The organism is Pseudomonas serboccidentalis (assembly GCF_028830055.1).
Classification (GTDB): Bacteria; Pseudomonadota; Gammaproteobacteria; order Pseudomonadales; family Pseudomonadaceae; genus Aquipseudomonas; species Aquipseudomonas serboccidentalis.
In genome coordinates this window covers 4175122-4199211 of record NZ_CP101655.1, presented here as the reverse complement: position 1 = coordinate 4199211, position 24090 = coordinate 4175122, and the positions used below count along the sequence as shown (strand labels likewise).

Below are 24090 nucleotides of genomic sequence, written 5' to 3'. Positions count from 1 at the left end.
TTGCAATGAATCCGCATGAGCAGTTTCGCGAAGAAGTGAAAGCCAACATCGAAGGCCTGCAGCAAGACAAGGCACTGCAGGCCGAGTCCCTGGACTGGGTCGGCACCACGGCCAGACACAAGTACACCTACAACTTCAGCTGGATGGGCCGGCCGATCATTCAGTTCCCGCAGGACATGGTTGCGATGCAGGAAATCATCTGGAACCTGCGTCCGGACGTGATCGTCGAGACCGGCATCGCCCACGGCGGTTCGCTGGTGTTCTACGCCTCGATCCTGGAGCTGATCGGCCATGGCGAAGTCCTGGGCGTCGACATCGATATCCGCCAGCACAACCGCGAAGCCATCGAAGCGCACCCGATGTTCAAACGCATCAGCATGATCCAGGGTTCGAGCATCGACACCGCCATCGTCGACCAGGTGCGCGAGCGTGTGCAGGGCAAGAAAGTGCTGGTGGTGCTGGACTCCAACCATACCCACGAGCACGTCCTCGAAGAACTGCGCCTGTATGCACCGCTGGTGTCGGTGGGCAGCTACTGCGTGGTCATGGACACCGTGGTCGAAGACATGCCCGCCGATGCTTTCCCGGATCGTCCGTGGGGCAAGGGTGACAACCCGAAAACCGCGGTATGGGCTTACCTGGAAGAAAACCGCGATTTCGAAATCGATCAGGCGATTCACAGCAAATTGCTGATCACTGTCGCGCCGGATGGCTATCTGCGTCGCGTGCGCTAATCGACAAACAACGATGAGTTTTCGGCGACTCGCCGCGTGTGGGGAATATATGCAAGGCAAGAACACTTCTGGAACCGGTCTGGCACTCAACGAACAGTTGACTGTTGTGCTGATCTCTCACGAACGTCCGGCATTTCTGCGTAGAGCCATTCGCTTCTACAGCAGCCTGCCGTGCAGGATTCTGGTGCTGGACTCGTCGGCGGTGGCGCTGGCGGGCATCCCTGCCGAATTCACCCACGTGGATTATCAGCACTTGCCACAGTTCGGCTACTGGGGCATTCGCGCCAAGCTGGCCTACGGTGTCGAGCAGTTGCAGACGCCTTACATGGTGTTCGCCGCCGACGATGACTTCCTTGTGCATGAAGCCCTGCATGAAGCTGTGGCATTCATGGAGGCCAACCCCGATTACAGCCTGTGCCATGGCTACAGCCTGATGTATCTGGCGTTGGCCAACAGCGTCAATTACTACCGACGTGACAAGAAAGTCTGCGAGGACTACTCGGCCGACCAGGCTGAAGATCGTCTGCTCGATTACATGCATCAGTACCTGCCGCCGTTCTATGCCGTGCAGCGTACGGCGATCTTGCGCGACTGGTACGACGCGATGCCGCAGGACACAATCTTCCAGTGGCAGGAAGTCGGTCACACCTATTACATGCTGGCCCGGGGCAAGGCGCGGATTCTGCCGATTCCGTATGTCGTGCGCGAAATCAACTACGTGCAGTCCGATCACAACACCGAGATCTATCACTCTCTGGCCTATATGGATGCCAAGAGCGTGGCCGGTCGCGAAGCCTTTGCCGAATTCCTCGCCGGGTTGCCGACCCAGATCCAGCATCAGGATCCACAGCAGGGCAAACAGTTTGTTCTGAAAAGTTTTGCTTCGCTGGCCGACAGCCTGCTGACCAATCGCGCACTCACCGCCGAGCTGATCTTCGAATCGACATGGATCGATATCGAGACCGGCCCGCAGCGCCGGTTCGGTCCGAAGCAATACGTTGAAATGCCTTTCTACAACCAGGTGTTTTTCGATCAGCTGACTCAATTCGAGTTTTTGTTGCACGCGATGCCTGCCGGGCGCGTTCAGCTCAAGGAGCTGGAAGGTATCTGGGCTCGCCAGCAGAGCCTGATGCTGGCGCGCAACAACGACACCCCGGAAAGTGTGCTCGACCGCCTGTGGCAAGCGCATGACAGCAACGTGTTCAATCGCGCGGTGATCAAGCGGCTGATCGCGCAATTGCAACCGTTGGACGAAGAAGACGACGCGCCGAAATTGCGTGAGTGGGTGGCTCGTCTGGACGCGGTATTGCTGGAAGGGTATCAGCCGACATTCGACAAGATGTTGACCGGCCGCCTGCTCCAGTGGCTCGCTGCGCGCGCGCCGGATGCCGAGCAGGCCGAGACGATTGCCCGTTACCTGGCCGATAATGCCGGTGGTCCGCAGTTCGGGATTTTCCTGCTCGATCTGGACAACGACATCGACAAGTTGCAGGTCACTCTGGACAGCTTGCTCGAAGGTCACAGCAAAGCCTTCAAGGTTGTGGTCTTCACCACGGGTGAACCGCCGGCCGCAACCACTGCGCAAAATACCCTGCACTTTGTGCGAGTGACCCAAAGCAATTTCGTCGACAAGCTCAACCAGAGCGTCAATCAGTCGACTTGCGACTGGCTGCTGCTGGCTGAGGCGGGTGACGAGTTCACCGCTGCCGGCCTGCTGCGTGCCAGCCTGGAACTGATGGCGGCGCCTGGTGTAAGGGCGGTGGCCACGGATGAAATCCTGCGCCAGGAAAACGGTGCGCTGGTGGATATGTTCCGTCCGGGCTTCAATCTGGATCTGCTGCAAAGCGTTCCGTCATTGATGGCGCGGCACTGGTTGATCCGTCGCGAAGTGCTGACCGGTCTTGGTGGTTACCAGGCAGATTTCAGCAAGGCGCTGGAACTCGATGTGTTGCTGCGCATCATTGAACAGGGTGGCCTCGACGGTCTGGCTCATCTCGACGAGCCGCTGCTGATCACCCGGGCACCCGTGCTGGCAGAAAATGCTCATGAGCGTCAGGCGCTGCTGCGTCACCTGGGCAATCGCGGTTACAAGGCTCAAGTCACCTCGACGCTGCCTGGCACCTGGCAGATCGACTATCGCCATATCGAGCGGCCGCTGGTGTCGGTGATCGTGCCCGCTGGCGACGATCTTGGCGCATTGCAACGTTGCCTGGATGGCGTGCTGCTCAGAACACGTTACACCCGCTATGAAGTGTTGATTGCGGCCAACCCGAACCAGTTGGCCGAGGTCAACGACTGGCTGGGAACCCTGCACAATGCCAAAGTGCGGGTGCTGCATGCTGATCGTCCGCTTGATCAAGTGGCGTTGTACAACGCGGCCAGCCAGCAGGCGCAGGGCGAATATCTGGTGTTGCTGGCGACCGACAGTGAGGTGGTCAACCCGAACTGGATCGAGTCGTTGCTCAATCATGCCCAGCGTCCCGAAGTCGGCATCGTCGGTGCCAAACTGGTGGACCGCGACGGCAAGATCTCCCAGGCAGGTTTGATTCTTGGATTCAACGATGGGGTGGCTTCAGCCTTCATCGGTGAGAAACATGCTGCCGAGGGCTACATGCAGCGCCTGTCGGTCGAGCAGAACTATTCGGCCGTGTCGAAGGTGTGCCTGATGGTGCGTAAAGAGCTGTTCGACGCGCTCGGTGGCCTGGACGAAGTGACCTTCGCCGATGGCTTCAGTGATGTTGATCTGTGTCTGAAGGCCGGTCAGGTCGGTTACCTCACCGTGTGGACGCCGCTGGTGCAGGTATTGCACACCGGCGAGCTGCCGCAAGCCCCTGAAGCATTGGCGGCATTGCGTGAAAAATGGAGCGCGGCCTTTGCACAGGACCCGGCCTATAACGCCAACCTGGCCCTGACCGGCAAAGGTTTCACTTTGGGTGAAAGTGCCCCGATCAATTGGGCGCAGTTGCTCGCCTGAGCTGCCGACAGGAATCAGCACATGTTCAACGGTAAATCGATCTTCATCTCCGGCGGCACCGGCTCGTTCGGGCGCAAATTCATCGCCCGTCTGCTTGAGCAATACCAGCCCAAGCGCGTGGTGGTGTTCTCCCGCGATGAACTCAAACAGTACGAAATGCAGCAGACGTTCAACGCGCCGTGCATGCGTTACTTCCTCGGCGACGTGCGCGATGCCGATCGTCTGCGTCAGGCCATGCGCGGCATCGATTACGTGGTGCACGCGGCGGCGCTCAAGCAGGTGCCGGCGGCGGAGTACAACCCGACCGAATGCATTCGCACCAACGTCAATGGCGCGGAGAACATCATCGCCGCCGCCATCGACAACGGCGTGAAGAAAGTCGTCGCGCTGTCCACCGACAAGGCGGCGAGCCCGATCAATCTGTACGGCGCAACCAAGTTGCTCTCGGACAAATTGTTCGTCGCCGCCAACAACATCGCCGGCGAACAGCAGACCCGTTTTGCCGTGGTGCGCTACGGCAATGTGGCCGGTTCCCGTGGGTCGGTGGTGCCGTTCTTCAGCAAGTTGATTGCCGATGGCGCGACGGAGCTGCCGATCACCGACGAGCGCATGACCCGTTTCTGGATCACCCTCGATCACGGCGTGCAGTTTGTCCTCGACAGCTTCGCGCGGATGCACGGCGGCGAAGTGTTCGTGCCGAAGATCCCGTCGATCCGTATCGTCGATCTGGCGCGGGGCATGGCCGAGCAATTGCCGCACAAGAACGTCGGTATCCGTCCCGGGGAAAAACTCCATGAATTGATGGTGCCGCTGGACGATGCGCGGATGACGCTGGAGTTCGAAGACCACTACACCATTCAGCCGTCGATCCGTTTCACCAGCGTCGATGTCGATTTTGCCGTCGACAAGCTTGGCGAATGCGGCCGGCCGGTGGGTGAGGACTTCGAGTACCGCTCCGACACCAATCCGCACTTCCTCTCGGTCGGGCAGATCGCCGACCTGCACGCGAAACTCTCGGTATGATTCCCTACGGTCGGCAGAGCGTCGATCAGGCGGACATCGATGCGGTGGTCGAAGTCCTGCAATCGGACTGGCTGACCCAGGGGCCGAGCATCGAGCGCTTCGAACAGGCGATGGCCGAACGTTGTCAGGCCGACTTCGCGGTCGCGGTGTGCAACGCCACGGCGGCGCTGCACATTGCCTGCCTTGCGGCCGGCCTTGGCCCGGGCGATCGTTTGTGGACTACGCCAAACACCTTTCTGGCCTCGGCCAACTGCGGGCGCTATTGCGGCGCCGAGGTGGACTTCGTCGACATCGATCCGCTGACCTGGAACCTCGATGCCTTCGCCCTCGCCGCGAAACTCGATCAGGCCGAACAGGACGGTACGTTGCCGAAAGTGCTGGTGGCGGTGGCGTTCTCCGGGCAGAGCTGCGACATGCGCAAGATTGCCGAACTGGCCGAGCGCTACAACTTCACCGTGATCGAAGATGCCTCGCACGCGGTGGGCGCGAGCTACGCCGGGCGCCCGGTGGGTTGCGGTGAATTTGCGGCGATGACCGTGTTCAGTTTTCACCCGGTGAAGATCATCACCAGTGGCGAAGGCGGCATGGTGCTGACCAATCGTCCGCAGCTGGCCGAGCGCTTGCAACGCCTGCGCAGCCACGGCATGACCCGTGACCCGCAACAGATGACCGAGCCCAGCCACGGCCCGTGGTATTACCAGCAGATCGAGCTGGGCTTCAATTACCGGATCACCGATTTGCAGGCAGCGCTGGGCCTGTCGCAACTGGGCAGGCTGGATGACTTCATCGCCCGCCGTCGCGAGCTGGCGGCGCGCTACGATCACTTGCTGGCGTACCTGCCGCTGACCTTGCCCAGCGCGCAGCCAGAGGCGGAGTCGGCGTGGCATCTGTACGTGGTGCGCCTGCAGACCGAGCGTATCGGCCTGACCCACCGTCAGGTGTTCGAAGGCTTGCGGGCAGCCGGCATCGGCGTGAACCTGCACTATATTCCCGTGCATTTGCAGCCGTACTATCGTGACTTGGGTTTTGCCGAAGGCGACTTCCCCGAAGCCGAGCGTTATTACGCTCAAGCGATCAGTCTGCCGCTGTTCCCGTTGCTCAGCGATGAGCAGCAGGATCATGTGGTCGAGCAATTGCGGCGATTGACCGAATAGAGACCGCTGCGGCGGTGGGTGGGAATCTGCGATGCGTGATTTGAGCGAACAGGAACAATTCTGGCAGGGCGATTTCGGCAACCGCTACGTTGAGCGCAACGTCGGTCAACCACTGGTGGCGGGCAATCTGGCGTTGTTCGCCAAAGCATTGACCCGCGCCAGCCGGATCGACAGCCTGCTGGAGCTGGGGACCAATGCCGGCAACAATCTGCAAGCGTTGCGTCAGTTGTTGCCGCACTGCGAACTGTTCGGCGTCGAGATCAATCAGCTCGCCTGTGCTCAGGCAAAGGCGTTGGGCATAGCGCAGATCTGGCATGGCTCACTGTTCGATTTTCCTCGTGATCGCGGTTATGACCTGACGGTGAGCAAAGGCGTACTGATCCATCTGGCGCCCACGCTGCTGGCGACCGCCTATGCGCAGTTGTACGCGTTGAGCCAGCGCTACATCCTGATCGCCGAGTATTACAACCCGACGCCCGTCGAGGTGTCTTATCGCGGCACCAGCGGCAAGCTGTTCAAGCGCGATTTCGCCGGGGAAATGCTCGATCGTTATCCCGATCTGCACTTGCTCGATTACGGCTTTGGTTATCACCGTGACCCGCAATTCCCGGTAGACGACATCACCTGGTTCCTGCTGGAAAAACGTCCTTGAACAGTGTTGCGATCATCCCGGCCCGTGGCGGCAGCAAGCGCATCCCGCGCAAGAATCTGTTGCCGTTCGACGGCGTGCCGATGATTGTCCGCTCGATCCGCACGGCGCAGGATTGCGGCCTGTTCGACCAGGTTGTGGTCAGCACCGACGACGCCGAGATTGCCGAGCTGGCGCTGGCCCATGGTGCACAAGTGCCGTTCCTGCGCCCGGCTGAACTGGCGGATGATTTCACCGGCACAGCAGCGGTGATCGTGCACGCCTTGCAACAGCTGCCGGCCTTCGATTACGCCTGCTGCGTGTACGCCACGGCGCCATTGTTGCAGGCGCGATTCCTGCGAGAAGGCTTTGAGCTGCTGGCGCAGCACCCGGACAAAGCCTTTGCATTCTCCGTGTGCAGCTTCGGTTTTCCGGTGCAGCGCGCGCTGACGCTGGACGGGCAGGGCGCGCTCACCGCGTTGTACCCCGAATTTCGCAACACCCGTTCGCAGGACTTGCCCGAAGCTTTTCAGGACGCCGGGCAGTTCTACTGGGGCCGCAGCGAAGCCTGGCTGCGCGGTGAGGTGCTGTATTCACCGGCCAGCCTGCCGGTGATTCTGCCGCGGCATCTGGTGCAGGACATTGATACGCTTGAAGACTGGAAGCGCGCCGAATACCTTTACGCCGCACTGAAGGCTGGCGGAGAACTGTCATGAGAGTGTTGATCCGCGCTGACGCCTCGCCGACCATCGGCAGCGGCCACATTGCCCGTTGCCTGACCTTGGCGCGGGTGCTGCGCAAGCAGGGCAGTCATGTTGCGTTTGCCTGTCGACTGTTGCCGGGGCATCGGCTCGATGCGCTAAGCGATGAGGGGTTCGAAACCTTCGCGTTACCGGACTTTTACCCCGACGAAGACCCGCAGCAGGCCATTGAATCGATGCTGCCGTGGCAGGCCGATATCGACGCATTGGCGTCGTTGCTGGAGGGGCATGCCGGGTTCGACTGGATCATCGCCGACCATTACGGCCTTGACCATCACTGGCAAACCGCCGCCCGGCGTTGGGCGCCACGGATTGCGGCGGTCGACGATCTTGGCACTCGGCATTACAACGTCGATCTGCTGCTCAATCAGAACCTCTCCGGCCTCAGCGAAAACTACGCGCCGTTGCTGCCTGACGGCTGCCGCACCTTGCTCGGCCCGCGTTACGCCATGCTGCGCGAAGAATTCGAGTGCCCGGCCATCGAGATCAAACCGAAGGCCCGCCGCGTGCTGGTGAATTTCGGTGGTTTCGACGCGGCGATGCAGACTCATCACGCGATGCTCGCGCTGCAGGATTTCACAGCGCTGGAAGTGGATTTCGTCGCCGGTGCAGACAACCCGGCGTGGACGCAAATGCAAGCCTTGGCCGAGACGCGGCCGCACTGGCGCCTGCACAGTTTCGTCAGCGATTTCCAGCAACGCATGACCGGCGCCGATCTGTTCATCGGCGCCGGTGGCGGTACCAGTTGGGAGCGTGCAGCCCTGGGTCTGCCAACCCTGTGCATCGCGGTATCGAACAATCAGCAGGCCAACGGCGAAGTCATGGCCGCGGCCGGGGCGCATGTGTTCCTGGGCGCCCGTGAACAGGTCAGCGTCGAGCAACTGCGCGACGCTATCGGCTTTGTCGTCGACAATGTCTATCTGCGCCAAAGCCTGGCCAAACGTTCGCGGCAACTGGTGGATGGCCGTGGTGCGTTGCGGGTGGCGGCAGCGCTGGCCGGTGCGGTGCTCAAGCTGCGCCCGGCGACACTCGACGATGCGCAATTGCTGTTCGAGGGGCGCAACGCCGAGGCCGTAAGGCGCTGGTCGCTGGACAGCGGCGCGATCGAGTGGCCGCAGCATCTGCACTGGCTGAATGCGAGCCTGCGCCATCCGCAGCGCCTGCTGTTGATCGCCGAGGCCGATGACGGCCCGGTGGGCGTCTTGCGCTATGACCTGCGCGGCTTTGAGGCCGAAGTGTCGCTCTATCTGTTGGCAGGACGGTTCGGTCTTGGTTGGGGCAGGGCGTTGCTGGCGCGAGGTGAAGCGTTCGTGCGCACTCACTGGCCGCAATTGACTGCCATTACTGCGCAGGTCCTGCCGGGCAATCGCCCCTCTTTGAATGTGTTTCGTGACGCCGGATTCACCCAGAGTGCCTGCGCGTTCACCCAGGTTTTGAAGGATCACCGCGATGAGTAGTTTCAAGATTGGCGAACGTCTGATCGGTGCCGAGGCGCCACCGTTCATCATTGCCGAAATGAGCGGCAACCATAACCAGTCGCTGGAGGTGGCCCTGCAGATCGTCGAGGCCGCCGCGAAGGCGGGGGCGCATGCCTTGAAATTGCAGACCTACACCGCCCAGACCATGACCCTGGATCTGGCCGAAGGCGAGTTTTTCATCAAGGACCCGAACAGCCTGTGGGCCGGGACTTCGCTGTACGACTTGTACGAGAAGGCCCACACTCCATGGGAATGGCATGCGCCGATTTTCGCTCGGGCAAAAGCGTTGGGCATGCTCGCGTTCTCGACGCCGTTCGATGACACGGCGGTGGACTTTCTCGAAAGCCTCGACGTCCCGGCGTACAAGATCGCCAGTTTCGAAAACACCGATCTGCCGCTGATCCGCCGTGTGGCGGCGACCGGCAAACCGCTGATCATTTCCACCGGCATGGCCAGCATCGCTGAACTCGACGAAACCGTACGCGCCGCCCGCGAGGCCGGGTGCAAGGATCTGGTATTGCTCAAATGCACCAGTACTTACCCGGCAACGCCGCTCAACAGCAATGTGCGCACGATCCCGCACCTGCGTGAACTGTTCGGTTGCGAGGTGGGGCTGTCCGATCACTCCATGGGGGTTGGCGTATCGGTGGCCGCCGTGGCACTCGGGGCCACGGTGGTGGAAAAGCACTTCACCCTCGACCGTTCGGCGGGTGGCGTGGATGCCAGTTTCTCGCTGGAGCCTGCGGAACTGGCCAGTCTGGTGGTCGAAACCGAACGCGCCTGGCAGGCCATGGGCCAGGTGCATTACGGCGTAACGGAGGCCGAGCGCAAGTCGCTGGTCTATCGCCGCTCGCTGTACATCACCGCCGACATGGCCGCCGGTGAGCCCTTCACCGCAGCCAATCTGCGCGCCATTCGCCCAGGTCTCGGTCTGCCGCCCAAGCACACTGACGCGGTCCTCGGTCGCCGCGCTCGCCAGGCGATCAAACGCGGCACGCCGCTGGACTGGTCGTTGGTCGAATAACCCGATCTGCACCCGATTCGGCAAAATAGCGTGACCTGCGAGTCATAACGCGCATCTTCACTGTATTGTATTGACCGGGGAGATGGCGCCTGGCCGTTGATCGGTTCCAGTGATAGCCCTTTGCGCTCCCCGTGGCTGCCCGTTGTGGCGGCCGTTTTCTGTTTGTCGGCGCCCCTCGAATCCTTGCGAGCGGTGGTTTTGGGCTGTTTTTTATTGGGAAGCCGTAATGATTGGCATAAAAAGCATTGCGAGCTACGTTCCTGTAGCCGGCGTGGACAATTACGCACAAGGTGCAAAATTCGAGAAGGATGAAGAATTCATCCTCGGTAAAATCGGTTCGGCCTTCCTGCCGCGCAAAGACGCTGAACAGGAAACCTCCGATCTGTGCGTGGAAGCGGCCAATGCGCTGTTTGCCAGCAACCCTGAACTGAAACGTGAATCGATCGACGCGCTGATCGTCGTCACCCAGAACGGTGACGAAGAAGGTTTGCCGCACACCGCGGCGATCGTCCAGGACAAACTCGGTCTGCCGACCCATGTCGCTGCGTTCGATATTTCCCTGGGCTGTTCCGGTTACGTCTACGGCATCTACGCGATCAAGGGCTTCATGGAAGCCGCCGGCCTGAAGAACGGCCTGCTGATCACCGCTGACCCGTATTCGAAAATCGTCGACCCGGAAGACCGCAACACCACCATGCTGTTCGGCGATGCCGCCACGGCTACCTGGATGGGCGAAGACCCGTCCTGGGCGCTGGGCAAGGCCAAGTTCGGCACTGATGGTTCTGGCGCTCCACACCTGAAAGTTACCGATGGCGTGTTCTTCATGAACGGGCGTCAGGTGTTCAACTTCGCGCTGCTCAAAGTCCCGGCGCACTTGCATGAGCTGCTCGACGATTCTGGCCTCAAGGCTGACGACATCGACGCCTTCTGCATTCACCAGGGCAGTGCGGCGATCGTCGATGCCGTGGCGCGACGTTTCGAAGGCGAGCCGGAGAAGTTCATCAAGGACATGGTCGAGACCGGCAACACCGTGTCGTCGAGCATTCCGTTGCTGCTGGAAAAACACGTACTCGATTCCGACTGGCAGCGCATTGCGCTGAGCGGTTTTGGTGTCGGTCTGTCGTGGGGCTCGGCGATCATCTATCGTCCTTGATCGAAGCAAAAACGGCGAATACAAAAATAGCGTTCAAGGTTACCCTTGAACGCTATTTTTTTGCCTGAAAGGAGCGCGAGCCGGCATGAGCGAGTTTTTCCAAGCCAACGCCGAGGTGATCCAGCAGCGCTGGCCGGCGCTGTCTGTACGATTGGAGGCTGAAGACAGTTCGGCCATTCAAGCCAGGCTGGTGCAAGGCCTGGGTTCGACGCTGAGTGTGGACGGAATTCAACTCACCAGTCGCCACGACCGGGTTCATGAGGCCCGCGTTCAGGCAGCCAGCCTGCCGGAAAAACCTCGGTTGCACGTCTACGGCACCGGCCTTGGGGATTTGCCGTCGGTGTTGCTGGAGCGAGCCGGGCTTGAGCGGTTGTACGTGCATGTCCTCAACGGCGCCCTGTTTGCGTTGGTGCTGCAATTGCTCGATCAGCGGCAATGGCTGGCCGACCCTAGAGTGGAGCTGATGTACGCCGGCGATCATGCCGATATCTTCACGCCGTTTTTTGCGCTCCCTGCCGAAATGCTGCTGGCCGATGACTTCAATGCGAAGGTTCGCGATCGGCTGGTCAATGAAGTCCACCTGAGCTTCAACAATCGCGAGTTCGATCCGCAATTGCCGGCGATTCAACAGCGCTTGCAGGAAAGCCTGGAGGTGCTGCTGGCGGATGATGATGTGGCGCAACTGTTTGGTACTTGCATCGGCCGCGAAATCTACGTGATCGGCACCGGGCCGAGCCTGGAAGAACATTTCGAACGGCTGGCGGCAGTGCGCGGGCAGGCCGAGCGGCCGTTGTTCATCTGCGTCGACACCGCTTATCGGCCGTTGCGCCAACACGGGATCATCCCCGATCTGGTGGTGACGATCGACAAGCTGATCGGCTTTCGACACTTGCCTTTCGAGGAGTCCGACGGCATCCCGCTGGTGTACCTGCCCATGAGCGCTCCGGATGTATTGAAAGCCTGGAAGGGCAAGCGCTATGGCGCGTACACCGCCAGTCCCATCTACGCCACCTTGCGTCAGCAGCATCCTCGGGGCGAACTGCATGCCGGCGGCAGCGTGATTCACCCCGCCGTGGACCTGGCCGTGAAAATGGGCGCCACACGCATCACCCTTTTCGGCGCCGACTTTGCCTTCCCTATGAACAGGACTCATGCCGGATGGGATGACGGCGATCTGGGGCCTCCCGTCGAGCAGGCTCGGCACTGGGTCCGTGACGGGTTTGGTGAACGGGTCAGGACGCAGTTGAATTTCCGTGGCTACCTGTGTGTGTTGGAGCGTTATATCGCCCTGCATCCGCAGGTGCAGTTCTTCAACAGCAGTCGCGCGGGCGCGCGGATTGCCGGGACGCAGTTCAATCAGGAGTTTGTGCAATGACGGTGATCGAGCAATGCGTCGACGAATGCCGTCAGTGCGCCGGGCTGTTTCGTCTGGGGCGCGATGTCGAGGCGGCGCTGAACATGGTCGATGTGTTCGAGGGCGCGCAGCAGTTGCTGATATCCGCGCCGATGACCATCGCGCAGGACTGGGCCTTGGTGCTTACGCAGATGCTCGACTGTCAGGAGCGTCAGGACTGGCTGGGGTTGGCTGACTGGATGGAGTTCGAGTTGGTTGAACTGTTGCAAAAAGCACGATTGGCACATTGACCGACCGCACTGGCCCGCGGCTTTGCGCGAAGGTCGGTTTTGTGGCGTCATTTTTTCGTGAGTGGGAGGGCGCTAAGCCCTTGTTTTCTCTGGGGTGGCAGGGTGATGGCATTTTTTTTTCAAAAAGCCCTCAAGCAACCTGCCAACCCGACGATAACTATTACGAAGGTTCTCTAGGCCATTCCAGGCGGTTGCCAGGGCCGGAAGCCGCAGTACCCAACCAACGAGGAATTCGTCATGGCTTTAACAGTAAACACCAACACCACGTCGCTGAACGTTCAAAAGAACCTGAACCGCGCTTCCGACGCCCTGTCGACTTCGATGCAGCGCCTGTCTTCCGGCCTGAAAATCAACAGCGCTAAAGACGACGCTGCCGGCCTGCAAATCGCTACCCGCATGACTTCCCAGATCCGTGGTGGCAACCAGGCTATCCAGAACGCCAACGACGGTATCTCCGTTGCTCAGACCGCTGAAGGCGCTCTGCAAGCTTCGACCGACATTCTGCAGCGTATGCGTGAACTGGCTGTTAAAGCCCGTACCGGTACCAACGGCAGCATCGACCAGGCCGCAACCAACTCTGAATTCGCTCAGATGTCGGACGAACTGACCCGTATCGCTGCTTCCACCAACCTGAACGGCAAAAACCTGCTGGACGGTTCGGCTGGTACTGTGACCCTGCAAGTGGGCGCGAACACTGGTTCGGCTAACCACATCGACCTGGTACTGAGCTCCAAGTTCGACGCCGTCAGCCTGTCCGTAGGTAGCGGTACTGTCGTTCTGACCGGTGCAAGCGTATCGGGCGCTGCTACCAACATCGACAACGCAATCACCGCGATCGACGCTGCAATTGCCGCGATCAACAGCACTCGTTCGAGCCTGGGTGCTTCGCAAAACCGTCTGACCAGCACCATCTCCAACCTGCAGAACATCGTGGAAAACACCACTGCAGCACAGGGTCGTGTACAAGACACCGACTTCGCCGCAGAAACTGCTAACCTGACCAAGCAGCAAACTCTGCAGCAGGCTTCGACCTCCGTTCTGGCTCAAGCCAACCAACTGCCTTCCGCTGTACTGAAGCTGCTTCAGTAATTTCGGAAAGAGTTAGGGCGGGGGAGTGCGCTGGTCGCGCTCTCTCGCTTTTTTACGTTAGGAGGTGATGAGCATGGACATGAGCGTCAAGCTTAACGTGTCTTATCCGGCTCCAAAGCCAGCAACGCCAGTTGCTGAAAAGCCGCCAGAGACGCCTAAAGTTTCCAGTGTCGATACGCCGGTTGCTGATAAAAATCAGGATTCGGATGATACGAAGTTGAAACTGGCAGTGCAGGAGATCGAGAAGTTTGTACAGTCGATCAAGCGCAACCTGGAATTCTCGATCGACGAGCATTCAGGAAAAGTCATCGTCAAGGTGATTGCAAGCGAGACGGGTGAGGTCGTTCGACAAATCCCTTCCGCAGAAGCTCTCAAGCTGGCAGACAGCCTCGCCAATGCGAGTCACGTATTGTTCGACGCCAAAGTCTGATAGCTGGCATGAATAGTGTTTATAAGATTTTTCAGAAGCTGGTACAGGTCAAAAGTCTGGCAGTAACCTGAAGGGAGATTCAGCATGGCAAGTCCAATTTTACCGGGTTCGGGACTGGGTTCCGGCCTGGATATCGGTGCGATCGTGACGGCACTGGTCAACGCCGACAAGGCGCCGAAACAGACGCAAATCGATAATCAGACGAAAACCAACTCGCTGAAGATTTCCGGTGTCGGTTCGTTGAAAAGCGCACTGGCAGCCTTCCAGAAGTCGATGAATGACCTGAACAATGCGACGTCCCCCGCATTTGCTGGCTATACCGCCACTTCGGACTCGCCGTCGGTTATCGGTGCGACCTCCAACAGTACCGCTGTTCCGGGTACTTACAACGTGGTCGTCAAGAACCTGGCCACCGGCTCGAAAGTAGCCAGTGCCGCATTTGCCGGTGGTGCCGCCAGTGCCATTCCGAGTGGTACTTTGAAAATCAGTCAGAATGGCACTGATTACAACGTCACGATCCCGGCCAATGCCACGTTGCAGAGCACTCGCGATGCGATCAACACCGCGCAGGCAAGCAACGGTATTTCCGCCAACATCGTGACAGACAGCTCCGGCGCTTCACGTCTGGTGCTCAGTTCGAGCAAGACCGGCGCGGGCATGGACCTGAAGGTCAGCGGCATTGCCGGTCTGGAAATCGATGGCACCCAGAAAATGGGCACAAATCCTGCGGCGGGTACTGCCGGTGCAGTGGGTGAATTGGCCATGGATGCGTTGCTCACCATCGACGGGCTGCCTGTTACCAGCAAGACCAACACGGTGACGGGTGCAATCAGCGGCATGACGCTGAACCTGACTGCCGCCAGCCCTACTGTGAACGGCGCGCAAACCGCATCGGTCATCTCCGTGGCGACCAACACTACAGGGATCCAGACGTCGCTGCAGACGTTCGTCGACTCCTACAACACCCTGAAGAAAACCATCGACACGCTGTCCAAGGCCACGCCGGACGCCGATGGCAAGCTGACGGTTTCCGCGGCGTTCACCGGTGACTCGCTGCCGCGTTCGCTGATGGCGGATATCCGTGAACAGCTGACGGACACAGGTGCTGGCGGTCAACTGGCCGTGTTGTCGCAGCTGGGTGTCATGACCGACAGCCAGACCGGTTTGCTGACGATCAACAGCTCGACGCTCAATCAGCGTCTGGCGACGCCAGGCATGGCGGGTCAGGTTCAACAGATGTTCAGCGGTACCGATGCCAAGAATGGCTTGTTGGCGCGCATGAACGCTGCGGTCGATCCTTATGTGAAGACCGGTGGCTTGCTCGATCAGCGCAGTTCCAACCTGACGAACCTGGCCTCGAACGTGCAGAAGCAACAGGCTGCACTGGACCTGCACGTCACCAACCTGACGGCTACCCTGACCGCCAAATACAACGCGATGGACCTGCTGGTCGGGCAAATGAAGGCCACGGCGAGCAACATTACGTCGTTCTTCAGCTCGCTGAACGCTCAGCAGTCCGCGAAGTAACAGGCTAGAGCGACAAAAACCCGGCTACGCTTTATCGGCGTGCGCCGGGTTTTTGTCTTTAGATCTAAAGTTTTGTCATTCGTTGGCGATACACTGGCTATACGAGTCATTGTTGCAATGAGGTAGAACATGAACCCAATGTTAGCCCTTCGGCAGTACCAGAAAGTGGGTGCGCACGCGCAAACGTCCGAAGCAAGCCCGCACCGTCTGGTGCAAATGTTGATGGAAGGTGGTCTGGACCGCATCGCTCAGGCCAAAGGCGCCATCGCGCGCAAGGATATTCCGGGCAAGTGCACATCGATCAGCAAGGCTATCGGCATCATCAGTGGCTTGCGCGAAGGTCTGGATCTGGATAACTGCGCCGATACGGTGGGTGAACTCGATCAGTTGTACATCTACATGATGAAGCGTCTGGCTGAGGCCAACATCAGCAGCGACCCGAAGATTCTCGATGAAGTGGCAGGTCTGCTGCGCACCGTGAAGGAAGGCTGGGACGGCATTGCTCCGCCGGGTCCTCAGTTTTAAAGGAGATCACCATGAATCTTGTATTGCAGCGAATCGCAGATACCCGTGAAGCGTTGGTCGGCGCGCTGGCCGAACGCAATTGGGAAGCCATTGGCGAGTTGGATCTGGCTTGCCGTTCCTGCATGGAAGACGTCATGGCCGAGGCTTCGCTGGACGAAGCTGCGTTGCGCGAAAACCTCGAGGAGTTGCTGCACGTCTACAAGCAATTGCTGGAGGCGGCCATGGGTGAGCGGCAGGCGATAGCCAACGAGATGTCGCAGATCACCCAAGCGCAAAAGGCGGCAAAGGTTTACCATCTGTTTGGTTAATTAACCCGAAGTTAATCCAGATATGTGCGCCATAAATTTGACTGTGCACGGTTTTTTGACTTAACTAGTGGCTGTTTTCAGATTTCAGGCGTCTACAGGCACAAGGTGTCCTGCAAGCGTCTCGCTTGCCCCATTTTTCGGGCATTGAGTTGACTAGGGAAGTTGCTATTGCATGTGGCGTGAAACCAAAATTCTGCTGATCGATGACGATAGCGTCCGCCGCCGCGACCTGGCGGTGATTTTAAATTTTCTCGGCGAAGAAAATTTACCCTGCGGCAGCCATGACTGGCAGCAGGCTGTCGGCTCTTTGTCATCAAGTCGTGAAGTCATTTGTGTACTAATCGGGACGGTCAATGCTCCGGGTGCACTTTTGGGCTTGTTAAAGACACTCTCAACCTGGGATGAGTTCCTTCCGGTTTTGTTGATGGGCGATAATTCTTCCGTTGACTTGCCTGAAGACCAGCGTCGTCGAGTGCTTTCGACCCTCGAAATGCCGCCCAGCTACAGCAAATTGCTCGATTCCCTGCACCGTGCCCAGGTCTATCGCGAGATGTACGACCAGGCCCGCGAGCGCGGCCGTCATCGCGAACCCAATCTGTTCCGCAGTCTTGTCGGCACCAGCCGGGCGATTCAGCACGTTCGGCAGATGATGCAGCAGGTAGCCGACACCGACGCCAGTGTGTTGATCCTCGGCGAGTCCGGTACCGGTAAGGAGGTGGTTGCGCGCAACCTGCATTACCACTCCAAGCGTCGCGATGCGCCATTCGTTCCTGTCAATTGCGGAGCGATCCCGGCGGAGCTGCTGGAAAGCGAGCTGTTCGGTCACGAGAAGGGTGCCTTCACTGGCGCGATCACCAGCCGTGCCGGACGGTTCGAACTGGCCAACGGCGGTACGCTGTTCCTCGACGAAATCGGCGACATGCCACTGCCGATGCAGGTCAAGCTGCTGCGCGTGTTGCAGGAGCGCACCTTCGAGCGCGTGGGCAGCAACAAGACCCAGAGCGTCGACGTGCGCATCATTGCCGCGACCCACAAGAATCTCGAAAGCATGATCGAGATCGGCACCTTCCGCGAAGACCTCTACTATCGCCTGAACGTGTTCCCGATCGAGATGGCACCGCTGCGTGAGCGTGTCGAAGATATTCCGCTGCTGATGAATGAACTGATCTCGCGCATGGAGCACGAAAAGCGCGGCTCTATCCGTTTCAACTCGGCGGCGATCATGTCGCTGTGCCGTCACGGCTGGCCGGGCAACGTCCGCGAACTGGCCAACCTGGTGGAGCGCATGGCGATCATGCACCCGTACGGGGTGATCGGCGTGGTCGAGTTGCCGAAGAAATTCCGCTACGTCGACGACGAAGACGAGCAGATGGTCGACAACCTGCGCAGTGATCTCGAAGAGCGTGTGGCGATCAATGGTCATACGCCGGACTTCACCGCCAACGCCATGCTGCCGCCCGAAGGCCTGGACCTGAAGGACTATCTCGGTGGTCTGGAGCAGGGCCTGATTCAGCAGGCGCTGGACGATGCCAATGGCATTGTGGCGCGTGCCGCCGAACGCCTGCGTATCCGTCGCACCACGCTGGTGGAAAAGATGCGCAAGTACGGCATGAGCCGGCGCGAAGGAGACGAACAGGCGGATGATTGACGCCTGTTTTTCAACCTCTTCATTTATAAGCAGTTTTTTTTAGGCACGGGTATTGCTACATCCCTCGCAACGTTCCGTTTAACTGACGGTCAGCCAAGCGAGAGAACACAATGCCCCACGCCCAGATGTCTTCTGCCTCCAATGCCGAGGGGCAACCAGCGTCCATCGAGCAGGCGAGCCGTCAGGGTCTTGAGCACGCGTTCGCGTTGTTCAATCAGATGTCCAGCCAGTTGACCGACTCCTACAGCATGCTTGAAGCCCGGGTCACCGAGCTCAAGGGCGAACTGGCGGTGGTCAGTGCCCAGCGCATGCAGGAGCTGGCCGAGAAGGAGCGTCTGGCCAACCGTTTGCAAAACCTTCTGGACCTGTTGCCCGGTGGCGTCATCGTGATTGACGGTCACGGCATCGTCCATGAAGCCAACCCGGCGGCGATCGAATTGCTCGGTCTGCCACTCGAAGGCGAGTTGTGGCGCCATGTCATCGCCCGTTGCTTTGCCCCGCGTGAAGACGACGGCCACGAAATTTCCCTGAAGAACGGTCGGCGCCTGTCGATTGCCACCCGCTCGCTGGACGCCGAGCCGGGGCAGTTGGTGTTGCTCAACGACCTGACAGAAACCCGTCATCTGCAAGATCAACTGGCGCGCCACGAGCGTCTGTCTTCGCTGGGGCGCATGGTTGCCTCGCTGGCCCATCAGATCCGCACGCCGTTGTCCGCCGCCTTGCTCTACGCCAGTCATTTGACTGAGCAGGCTCTGCCGGTCGCCACCCAGCAGCGCTTTGCCGGGCGCCTCAAGGAGCGCCTGCATGAACTGGAGCATCAGGTGCGCGACATGCTGGTGTTCGCCCGTGGCGAACTGCCACTGACCGATCGCATCACCCCCAGTGCCCTGATGCAGTCGCTGCAAGCCGCCGCGTTGACCCATGTGCAGGACCTGCCCATCCGCTGGCAGTGCGACAGTCATGCCGGCGAGTTGCTGTGCAATCGCGACACCCTGGTCGGGGCGATCTTGAATCTGATTGAAAACGCGATTCAGGCCAGTGACGGCAACGTGCGCCTGAAAGTGCATTGCTACACCCGCGACAACAGCCTGCGCCTGTGCGTCAGCGACAGCGGCAGCGGCATTGATCCGGTGGTGCTCGAGCGTCTCGGCGAGCCGTTTTTTACCACCAAAGTCACCGGCACCGGACTTGGCCTGACCGTGGTCAAGGCAGTGGCGCGGGCACATCAGGGAGAGTTGCAGCTGCGTTCGCGAGTCGGGCGCGGCACGTGCGCGCAGGTGATCCTGCCGTTGTTTTCCGCTGTTCAGGGAGCTGAGTGAACGTCATGGGCATCAAGGTGTTGCTGGTCGAGGATGACCGCTCGTTGCGCGAAGCGCTGGCCGATACGCTGTTGCTGGCGGGCCACGACTACCAGGCGGTCGGCAGCGCCGAAGAGGCGTTGAAGGCGGTCGAGCACGAAGCGTTCAGTCTGGTGGTCAGCGACGTCAACATGCCCGGCATGGATGGCCATCAACTGCTTGGATTGTTGCGTGCGCGGCAGCCGCAATTGCCGGTGCTGCTGATGACCGCCCATGGCGCGGTGGAGCGCGCGGTGGATGCGATGCGTCAGGGCGCGGCGGATTATCTGGTCAAACCGTTCGAGCCGAAGGCGCTGCTGGATCTGGTCTCGCGCCATGCCCTGGGGGGTGTCAGCCTTGCTGACAGTGAAGGCCCGGTGGCGGTCGAGCCCGCCAGTGCGCAGTTGCTGGAGCTGGCAGCGCGGGTCGCACGCAGCGATTCCACGGTACTGATTTCCGGCGAGTCCGGCACCGGCAAGGAAGTGCTGGCGCGCTACATCCACCAGCATTCCCATCGCGCCAGTCAGCCGTTCATCGCGATCAACTGCGCGGCGATCCCCGACAACATGCTCGAAGCCACGTTGTTCGGTCACGAGAAGGGCTCGTTCACCGGCGCCATCGCGGCGCAGGCCGGCAAGTTCGAGCAGGCCGATGGCGGCACCATTCTGCTCGACGAAATTTCCGAGATGCCGCTGGGCCTGCAGGCCAAGTTGCTGCGGGTGCTGCAGGAGCGCGAAGTCGAGCGTGTCGGCGCACGCAAGCCGATCATTCTGGACATCCGCGTGGTCGCTACCACCAACCGTGATCTGGCGGGCGAAGTGGCGGCGGGGCGCTTCCGTGAAGACCTTTTCTACCGGCTGTCGGTTTTCCCTCTGGCGTGGCGTCCACTTCGCGAGCGCACCGCCGATATCCTGCCGCTGGCGCAGCGGTTGCTGAACAAACACGTCAATAAAATGAAGCATGCGGCGGCGAAACTCTCGCCAGAGGCTCAGGCGTGTCTGACTGGTTACCCGTGGCCGGGCAATGTGCGCGAGCTGGATAACGCGATTCAACGTGCACTGATTCTGCAGCAGGGCGGGTTGATCCAGCCGCAGGATTTCTGTCTGACGGGCGTGGTGACATACACCGCAGCGCCCGCCGTTGCTCCGGTTCTACCGTCGGTGCGCGAGATCGAAGTCGAGGCCGAATCCGCCGGTGCGCTGGGCGATGACCTGCGGCGTCGGGAGTTTCAGATGATTATCGACACCCTGCGTACCGAGCGTGGCCGGCGTAAAGAAGCCGCGCAAAAGCTCGGGATCAGCCCGCGTACCCTGCGCTACAAACTGGCGCAAATGCGTGATGCCGGGATGGATGTCGAAGGGTATCTGTTCGCCACCTGAGCCGCGCCAGACGTTTGAACACGCTTTTCTGAAAAGGCTGCCCATGAGCTGGCACCCTTGTTGCTAACACCTGTGTACCCGCCGAGTGAGTGTCAAAAAATTGCGGGCCGCCCAAGAGAGTAGACCATGAGCCAAGGTATTGAATTTAATCGGTTGATGATGGACATGAAGGCCATGAAAATGGACGCCATGGCCACGCCGAAATCGACTGCCGCCGTCCCGGAACTGGCAGGCAGCAGCTTTTCCGACATGCTCGGTCAGGCCATCAACAAAGTCAGCGATACCCAGCAGGCGTCGACTCAGTTGGCCAACGCATTTGAAATCGGCAAGAGCGGCGTCGATCTGACCGACGTGATGATTGCCTCGCAAAAAGCCAGCGTGTCGTTCCAGGCTCTGACCCAGGTGCGCAACAAACTGGTTCAGGCTTATCAAGACATCATGCAGATGCCGGTTTAAGGACGAGATTGAGTCATGGCAGAAGCAGTCGCCGATAACGTTCCGGCCAAGGCCACCCCGATAGACGGCAAACCGCCGCTGTTCGGCCTGTCCTTCCTGGAAAACCTCTCCGAGATGACCATGCTGCGTCAGGTGGGCCTGTTGGTCGGCCTGGCTGCGAGCGTGGCGATTGGCTTTGCCGTGGTGCTGTGGTCGCAGCAGCCGGATTACCGTCCGTTGTACGGCAGCCTTGCCGGCATGGACGCCAAGCAGGTCATGGACACTCTGGCCTCCGCCGACATTCCCTACACCGTTGAACCGAACTCCGGCGCCCTGCTGGTCAAGGCCGACGATCTGTCCCGTGCACGGATGAAACTCGCGGCCGCTGGTGTCACTCCCAGCGATGGCAACATCGGTTTCGAAATCCTCGACAAGGAACAGGGTCTGGGCACCAGCCAGTTCATGGAAGCGACGCGCTACCGTCGTGGTCTGGAAGGCGAGCTGGCACGCACCATCTCCAGCCTGAACAACGTCAAGGGCGCCCGCGTGCACCTGGCGATTCCGAAGAGTTCGGTGTTCGTGCGTGATGAGCGCAAGCCAAGCGCCTCGGTGCTGGTCGAGTTGTACTCCGGGCGTTCGCTGGAGCCGGGGCAGGTGGTTGCGATCATCAACCTGGTGGCGACCTCCGTGCCTGAGTTGAGCAAATCGCAGATCACCGTCGTCGATCAGAAGGGCAACCTGCTCTCCGATCAGGCGGAGAACTCCGAAATGACCATGGCCGGCAAGCAGTTCGATTACAGCCGCCGCATGGAAAGCATGCTCACCCAGCGCGTGCACAACATTCTGCAGCCGGTACTGGGCAATGATCGCTACAAGGCTGAAGTTTCGGCCGACATCGATTTCAGTGCCGTCGAATCGACCGCCGAGCAGTTCAACCCGGATCAACCGGCGTTGCGCAGCGAGCAGTCGGTCAACGAACAACGCACCGCCAGCAATGGTCCGCAAGGTGTGCCGGGTGCCCTGAGCAACCAGCCGCCGGCGCCGGCTTCGGCACCGCAAACCACGGGTGGCGCGCAGGCTGCTGCCGGCATGATTCAGCCCGGTCAGCCCCTGGTGGACGCCAACGGTCAGCAGATCATGGACCCGGCCACCGGCCAGCCAATGCTCGCGCCGTACCCGGCGGACAAGCGTCAACAATCCACCAAGAACTTCGAACTCGACCGTTCCATCAGCCACACCAAACAGCAGCAGGGTCGCCTGAATCGTCTGTCGGTGTCGGTGGTGGTCGACGATCAGGTCAAGGTCAATGCTGCCAACGGTGAAACCACCCGTGCGCCGTGGAGTGCCGATGAACTGGCGCGCTTCACCCGTCTGGTGCAGGACGCCGTCGGCTTCGACGCCAGCCGTGGCGACAGCGTCAGCGTGATCAACATGCCGTTCTCCGCCGAGCGCGGTGAAGTGGTCGCCGATATTCCGTTCTACTCCCAGCCATGGTTCTGGGACATCGTCAAACAAGTGCTGGGTGTGTTGTTCATCCTGGTGCTGGTGTTTGGTGTGCTGCGTCCGGTGTTGAACAACATCACCGGTGGCGGCAAAGGCAAGGAGCTGGCCGGTCTGGGCAGCGACGTGGAACTCGGTGGCATGGGCGGCCTGGACGGCGAACTGGCCAACGATCGCGTAAGCCTCGGTGGTCCGCAGAGCATTCTGTTGCCTAGCCCGAGCGAGGGTTATGACGCACAGCTGAATGCAATCAAGAGCTTGGTGGCCGAAGATCCGGGTCGCGTGGCTCAGGTCGTGAAAGAGTGGATTAACGCAGATGAGTGATAACCGAGCCGCAACCGTCAAACTGAACAAGGTCGACAAAGCCGCGATTCTGCTGCTGTCCCTGGGTTCGACCGATGCCGCGCAAGTGCTGCGCCACATGGGCCCCAAAGAGGTTCAGCGTGTCGGTGTGGCCATGGCCCAGATGGGCAACGTCCATCGCGAGCAGGTCGAGCAGGTCATGAGCGAGTTCGTCGATATCGTCGGCGACCAGACCAGCCTTGGCGTCGGCTCCGACGACTACGTGCGCAAAATGCTCACCCAGGCCCTGGGCGAAGACAAGGCCAACGGCCTGATCGACCGCATCCTGCTCGGTGGCAACACCAGCGGCCTCGACAGCCTGAAGTGGATGGAGCCACGTGCCGTTGCCGACGTGATCCGTTACGAACACCCGCAGATCCAGGCAATCGTGGTCGCGTACCTCGACCCGGATCAGGCCGGTGAAGTGCTCGGCAACTTCGACCACAAGGTGCGTTTGGACATCATCCTGCGCGTCTCGTCGTTGAACACCGTGCAGCCAGCCGCACTGAAAGAACTCAACCAGATTCTCGAGAAGCAGTTCTCCGGCAACTCGAATGCCTCGCGCACCACCCTGGGTGGCATCAAGCGCGCGGCGGACATCATGAACTTCCTCGACAGCTCGATCGAAGGCCAGCTCATGGATTCGATCCGCGAAGTCGACGAAGACCTGTCCGGTCAGATCGAAGACCTCATGTTTGTGTTCAACAACCTCGCCGATGTCGACGACCGCGGCATCCAGGCGCTGTTGCGCGAAGTGTCCTCCGACGTGCTGGTACTGGCCCTCAAGGGTTCGGACGAAGGCGTCAAGGAGAAGATCTTCAAGAACATGTCCAAGCGTGCGGCCGAACTGTTGCGCGACGACCTCGAGGCCAAGGGCCCGGTGCGCGTCAGCGACGTGGAAACCGCGCAGAAAGAAATCCTCACCATTGCCCGTCGCATGGCCGAAGCCGGCGAAATCGTGCTCGGTGGCAAGGGTGGCGAGGAAATGATCTAAGCC

General features: G+C 60.1%; 22 protein-coding genes. All 22 read left to right on the top strand.

Annotated features, from left to right (window positions below):
* Positions 1-5: 5 nt before the first annotated feature.
* The 22 genes from NN484_RS19200 (at position 6) to fliG (ending at position 24087) form a co-directional block, all read left to right on the top strand.
* Positions 6-734, top strand: a complete 729-nt coding sequence (locus tag NN484_RS19200; protein WP_215501650.1) for a cephalosporin hydroxylase family protein — start codon at positions 6-8, stop codon at positions 732-734.
* A 49-nt stretch (positions 735-783) separates the two neighbouring features.
* A complete protein-coding gene (locus NN484_RS19195; protein WP_274657670.1) occupies positions 784-3708 on the top strand; it encodes a TIGR00180 family glycosyltransferase in 2925 nt (974 codons plus the stop codon).
* A gap of 21 nt (positions 3709-3729) precedes the next feature.
* Positions 3730-4731 carry a UDP-N-acetylglucosamine 4,6-dehydratase (inverting) gene (pseB, locus tag NN484_RS19190; RefSeq protein ID WP_215501652.1) on the top strand — a complete coding sequence of 334 codons (1002 nt, stop codon included), beginning with the start codon at positions 3730-3732 and terminating at the stop codon, positions 4729-4731.
* Positions 4728-5885, top strand: a complete 1158-nt coding sequence (pseC, locus tag NN484_RS19185) for a UDP-4-amino-4,6-dideoxy-N-acetyl-beta-L-altrosamine transaminase (protein WP_215501653.1) — start codon at positions 4728-4730, stop codon at positions 5883-5885. The genes pseB and pseC overlap by 4 nt, the downstream gene beginning before the upstream one ends.
* A 31-nt stretch (positions 5886-5916) precedes the next feature.
* Positions 5917-6537 (top strand): pseudaminic acid biosynthesis-associated methylase, encoded by a 621-nt coding sequence (locus NN484_RS19180; protein ID WP_274657669.1) that lies wholly within the window; start codon positions 5917-5919, stop codon positions 6535-6537.
* Complete coding sequence (gene pseF / locus NN484_RS19175; RefSeq protein WP_274657668.1) at positions 6534-7229, top strand: pseudaminic acid cytidylyltransferase; 696 nt, start codon at positions 6534-6536, stop codon at positions 7227-7229. Before NN484_RS19180 ends, pseF begins: the two co-directional genes overlap by 4 nt.
* A complete protein-coding gene (gene pseG / locus NN484_RS19170; protein WP_274657667.1) occupies positions 7226-8731 on the top strand; it encodes a UDP-2,4-diacetamido-2,4,6-trideoxy-beta-L-altropyranose hydrolase in 1506 nt (501 codons plus the stop codon). Before pseF ends, pseG begins: the two co-directional genes overlap by 4 nt.
* Complete coding sequence (gene pseI, locus NN484_RS19165) at positions 8724-9776, top strand: pseudaminic acid synthase (protein WP_215501657.1); 1053 nt, start codon at positions 8724-8726, stop codon at positions 9774-9776. The genes pseG and pseI overlap by 8 nt, the downstream gene beginning before the upstream one ends.
* Before the next feature lie 226 nt (positions 9777-10002).
* Positions 10003-10929, top strand: coding sequence for a ketoacyl-ACP synthase III (locus NN484_RS19160; protein ID WP_047599991.1), 927 nt, complete (start codon positions 10003-10005; stop codon positions 10927-10929).
* Between the two features lie 85 nt (positions 10930-11014).
* Entirely contained in the window at positions 11015-12304 is a 1290-nt protein-coding gene (locus NN484_RS19155) for a motility associated factor glycosyltransferase family protein (protein ID WP_274657666.1), read from the top strand.
* Positions 12301-12573, top strand: a complete 273-nt coding sequence (locus NN484_RS19150; protein WP_274657665.1) for a hypothetical protein — start codon at positions 12301-12303, stop codon at positions 12571-12573. The genes NN484_RS19155 and NN484_RS19150 overlap by 4 nt, the downstream gene beginning before the upstream one ends.
* A gap of 237 nt (positions 12574-12810) precedes the next feature.
* Positions 12811-13662 carry a flagellin domain-containing protein gene (locus tag NN484_RS19145; protein ID WP_003222852.1) on the top strand — a complete coding sequence of 284 codons (852 nt, stop codon included), beginning with the start codon at positions 12811-12813 and terminating at the stop codon, positions 13660-13662.
* A gap of 73 nt (positions 13663-13735) precedes the next feature.
* Positions 13736-14092, top strand: coding sequence for a flagellar protein FlaG (locus tag NN484_RS19140; RefSeq protein WP_215501661.1), 357 nt, complete (start codon positions 13736-13738; stop codon positions 14090-14092).
* A gap of 84 nt (positions 14093-14176) precedes the next feature.
* Positions 14177-15619 carry a flagellar filament capping protein FliD gene (gene fliD / locus NN484_RS19135; protein WP_215501662.1) on the top strand — a complete coding sequence of 481 codons (1443 nt, stop codon included), beginning with the start codon at positions 14177-14179 and terminating at the stop codon, positions 15617-15619.
* A gap of 129 nt (positions 15620-15748) precedes the next feature.
* Entirely contained in the window at positions 15749-16144 is a 396-nt protein-coding gene (gene fliS, locus NN484_RS19130; protein ID WP_215501663.1) for a flagellar export chaperone FliS, read from the top strand.
* Positions 16145-16155: 11 nt separating this feature from the next.
* Positions 16156-16452 (top strand): flagellar protein FliT, encoded by a 297-nt coding sequence (gene fliT / locus NN484_RS19125; RefSeq protein ID WP_215501664.1) that lies wholly within the window; start codon positions 16156-16158, stop codon positions 16450-16452.
* A 172-nt stretch (positions 16453-16624) separates the two neighbouring features.
* A complete protein-coding gene (locus tag NN484_RS19120) occupies positions 16625-18100 on the top strand; it encodes a sigma-54 dependent transcriptional regulator (RefSeq protein WP_215501665.1) in 1476 nt (491 codons plus the stop codon).
* Between the two features lie 125 nt (positions 18101-18225).
* Entirely contained in the window at positions 18226-19419 is a 1194-nt protein-coding gene (locus NN484_RS19115; protein ID WP_215501706.1) for a sensor histidine kinase, read from the top strand.
* 5 nt (positions 19420-19424) lie between these two features.
* A complete protein-coding gene (locus NN484_RS19110) occupies positions 19425-20816 on the top strand; it encodes a sigma-54-dependent transcriptional regulator (protein ID WP_215501707.1) in 1392 nt (463 codons plus the stop codon).
* 126 nt (positions 20817-20942) lie between these two features.
* Complete coding sequence (gene fliE, locus NN484_RS19105) at positions 20943-21272, top strand: flagellar hook-basal body complex protein FliE (protein ID WP_003222869.1); 330 nt, start codon at positions 20943-20945, stop codon at positions 21270-21272.
* Between the two features lie 15 nt (positions 21273-21287).
* Positions 21288-23075, top strand: a complete 1788-nt coding sequence (fliF, locus tag NN484_RS19100) for a flagellar basal-body MS-ring/collar protein FliF (protein ID WP_127651613.1) — start codon at positions 21288-21290, stop codon at positions 23073-23075.
* Complete coding sequence (gene fliG / locus NN484_RS19095; RefSeq protein ID WP_007920042.1) at positions 23068-24087, top strand: flagellar motor switch protein FliG; 1020 nt, start codon at positions 23068-23070, stop codon at positions 24085-24087. Before fliF ends, fliG begins: the two co-directional genes overlap by 8 nt.
* The last annotated feature ends 3 nt before the right edge of the window (positions 24088-24090 follow it).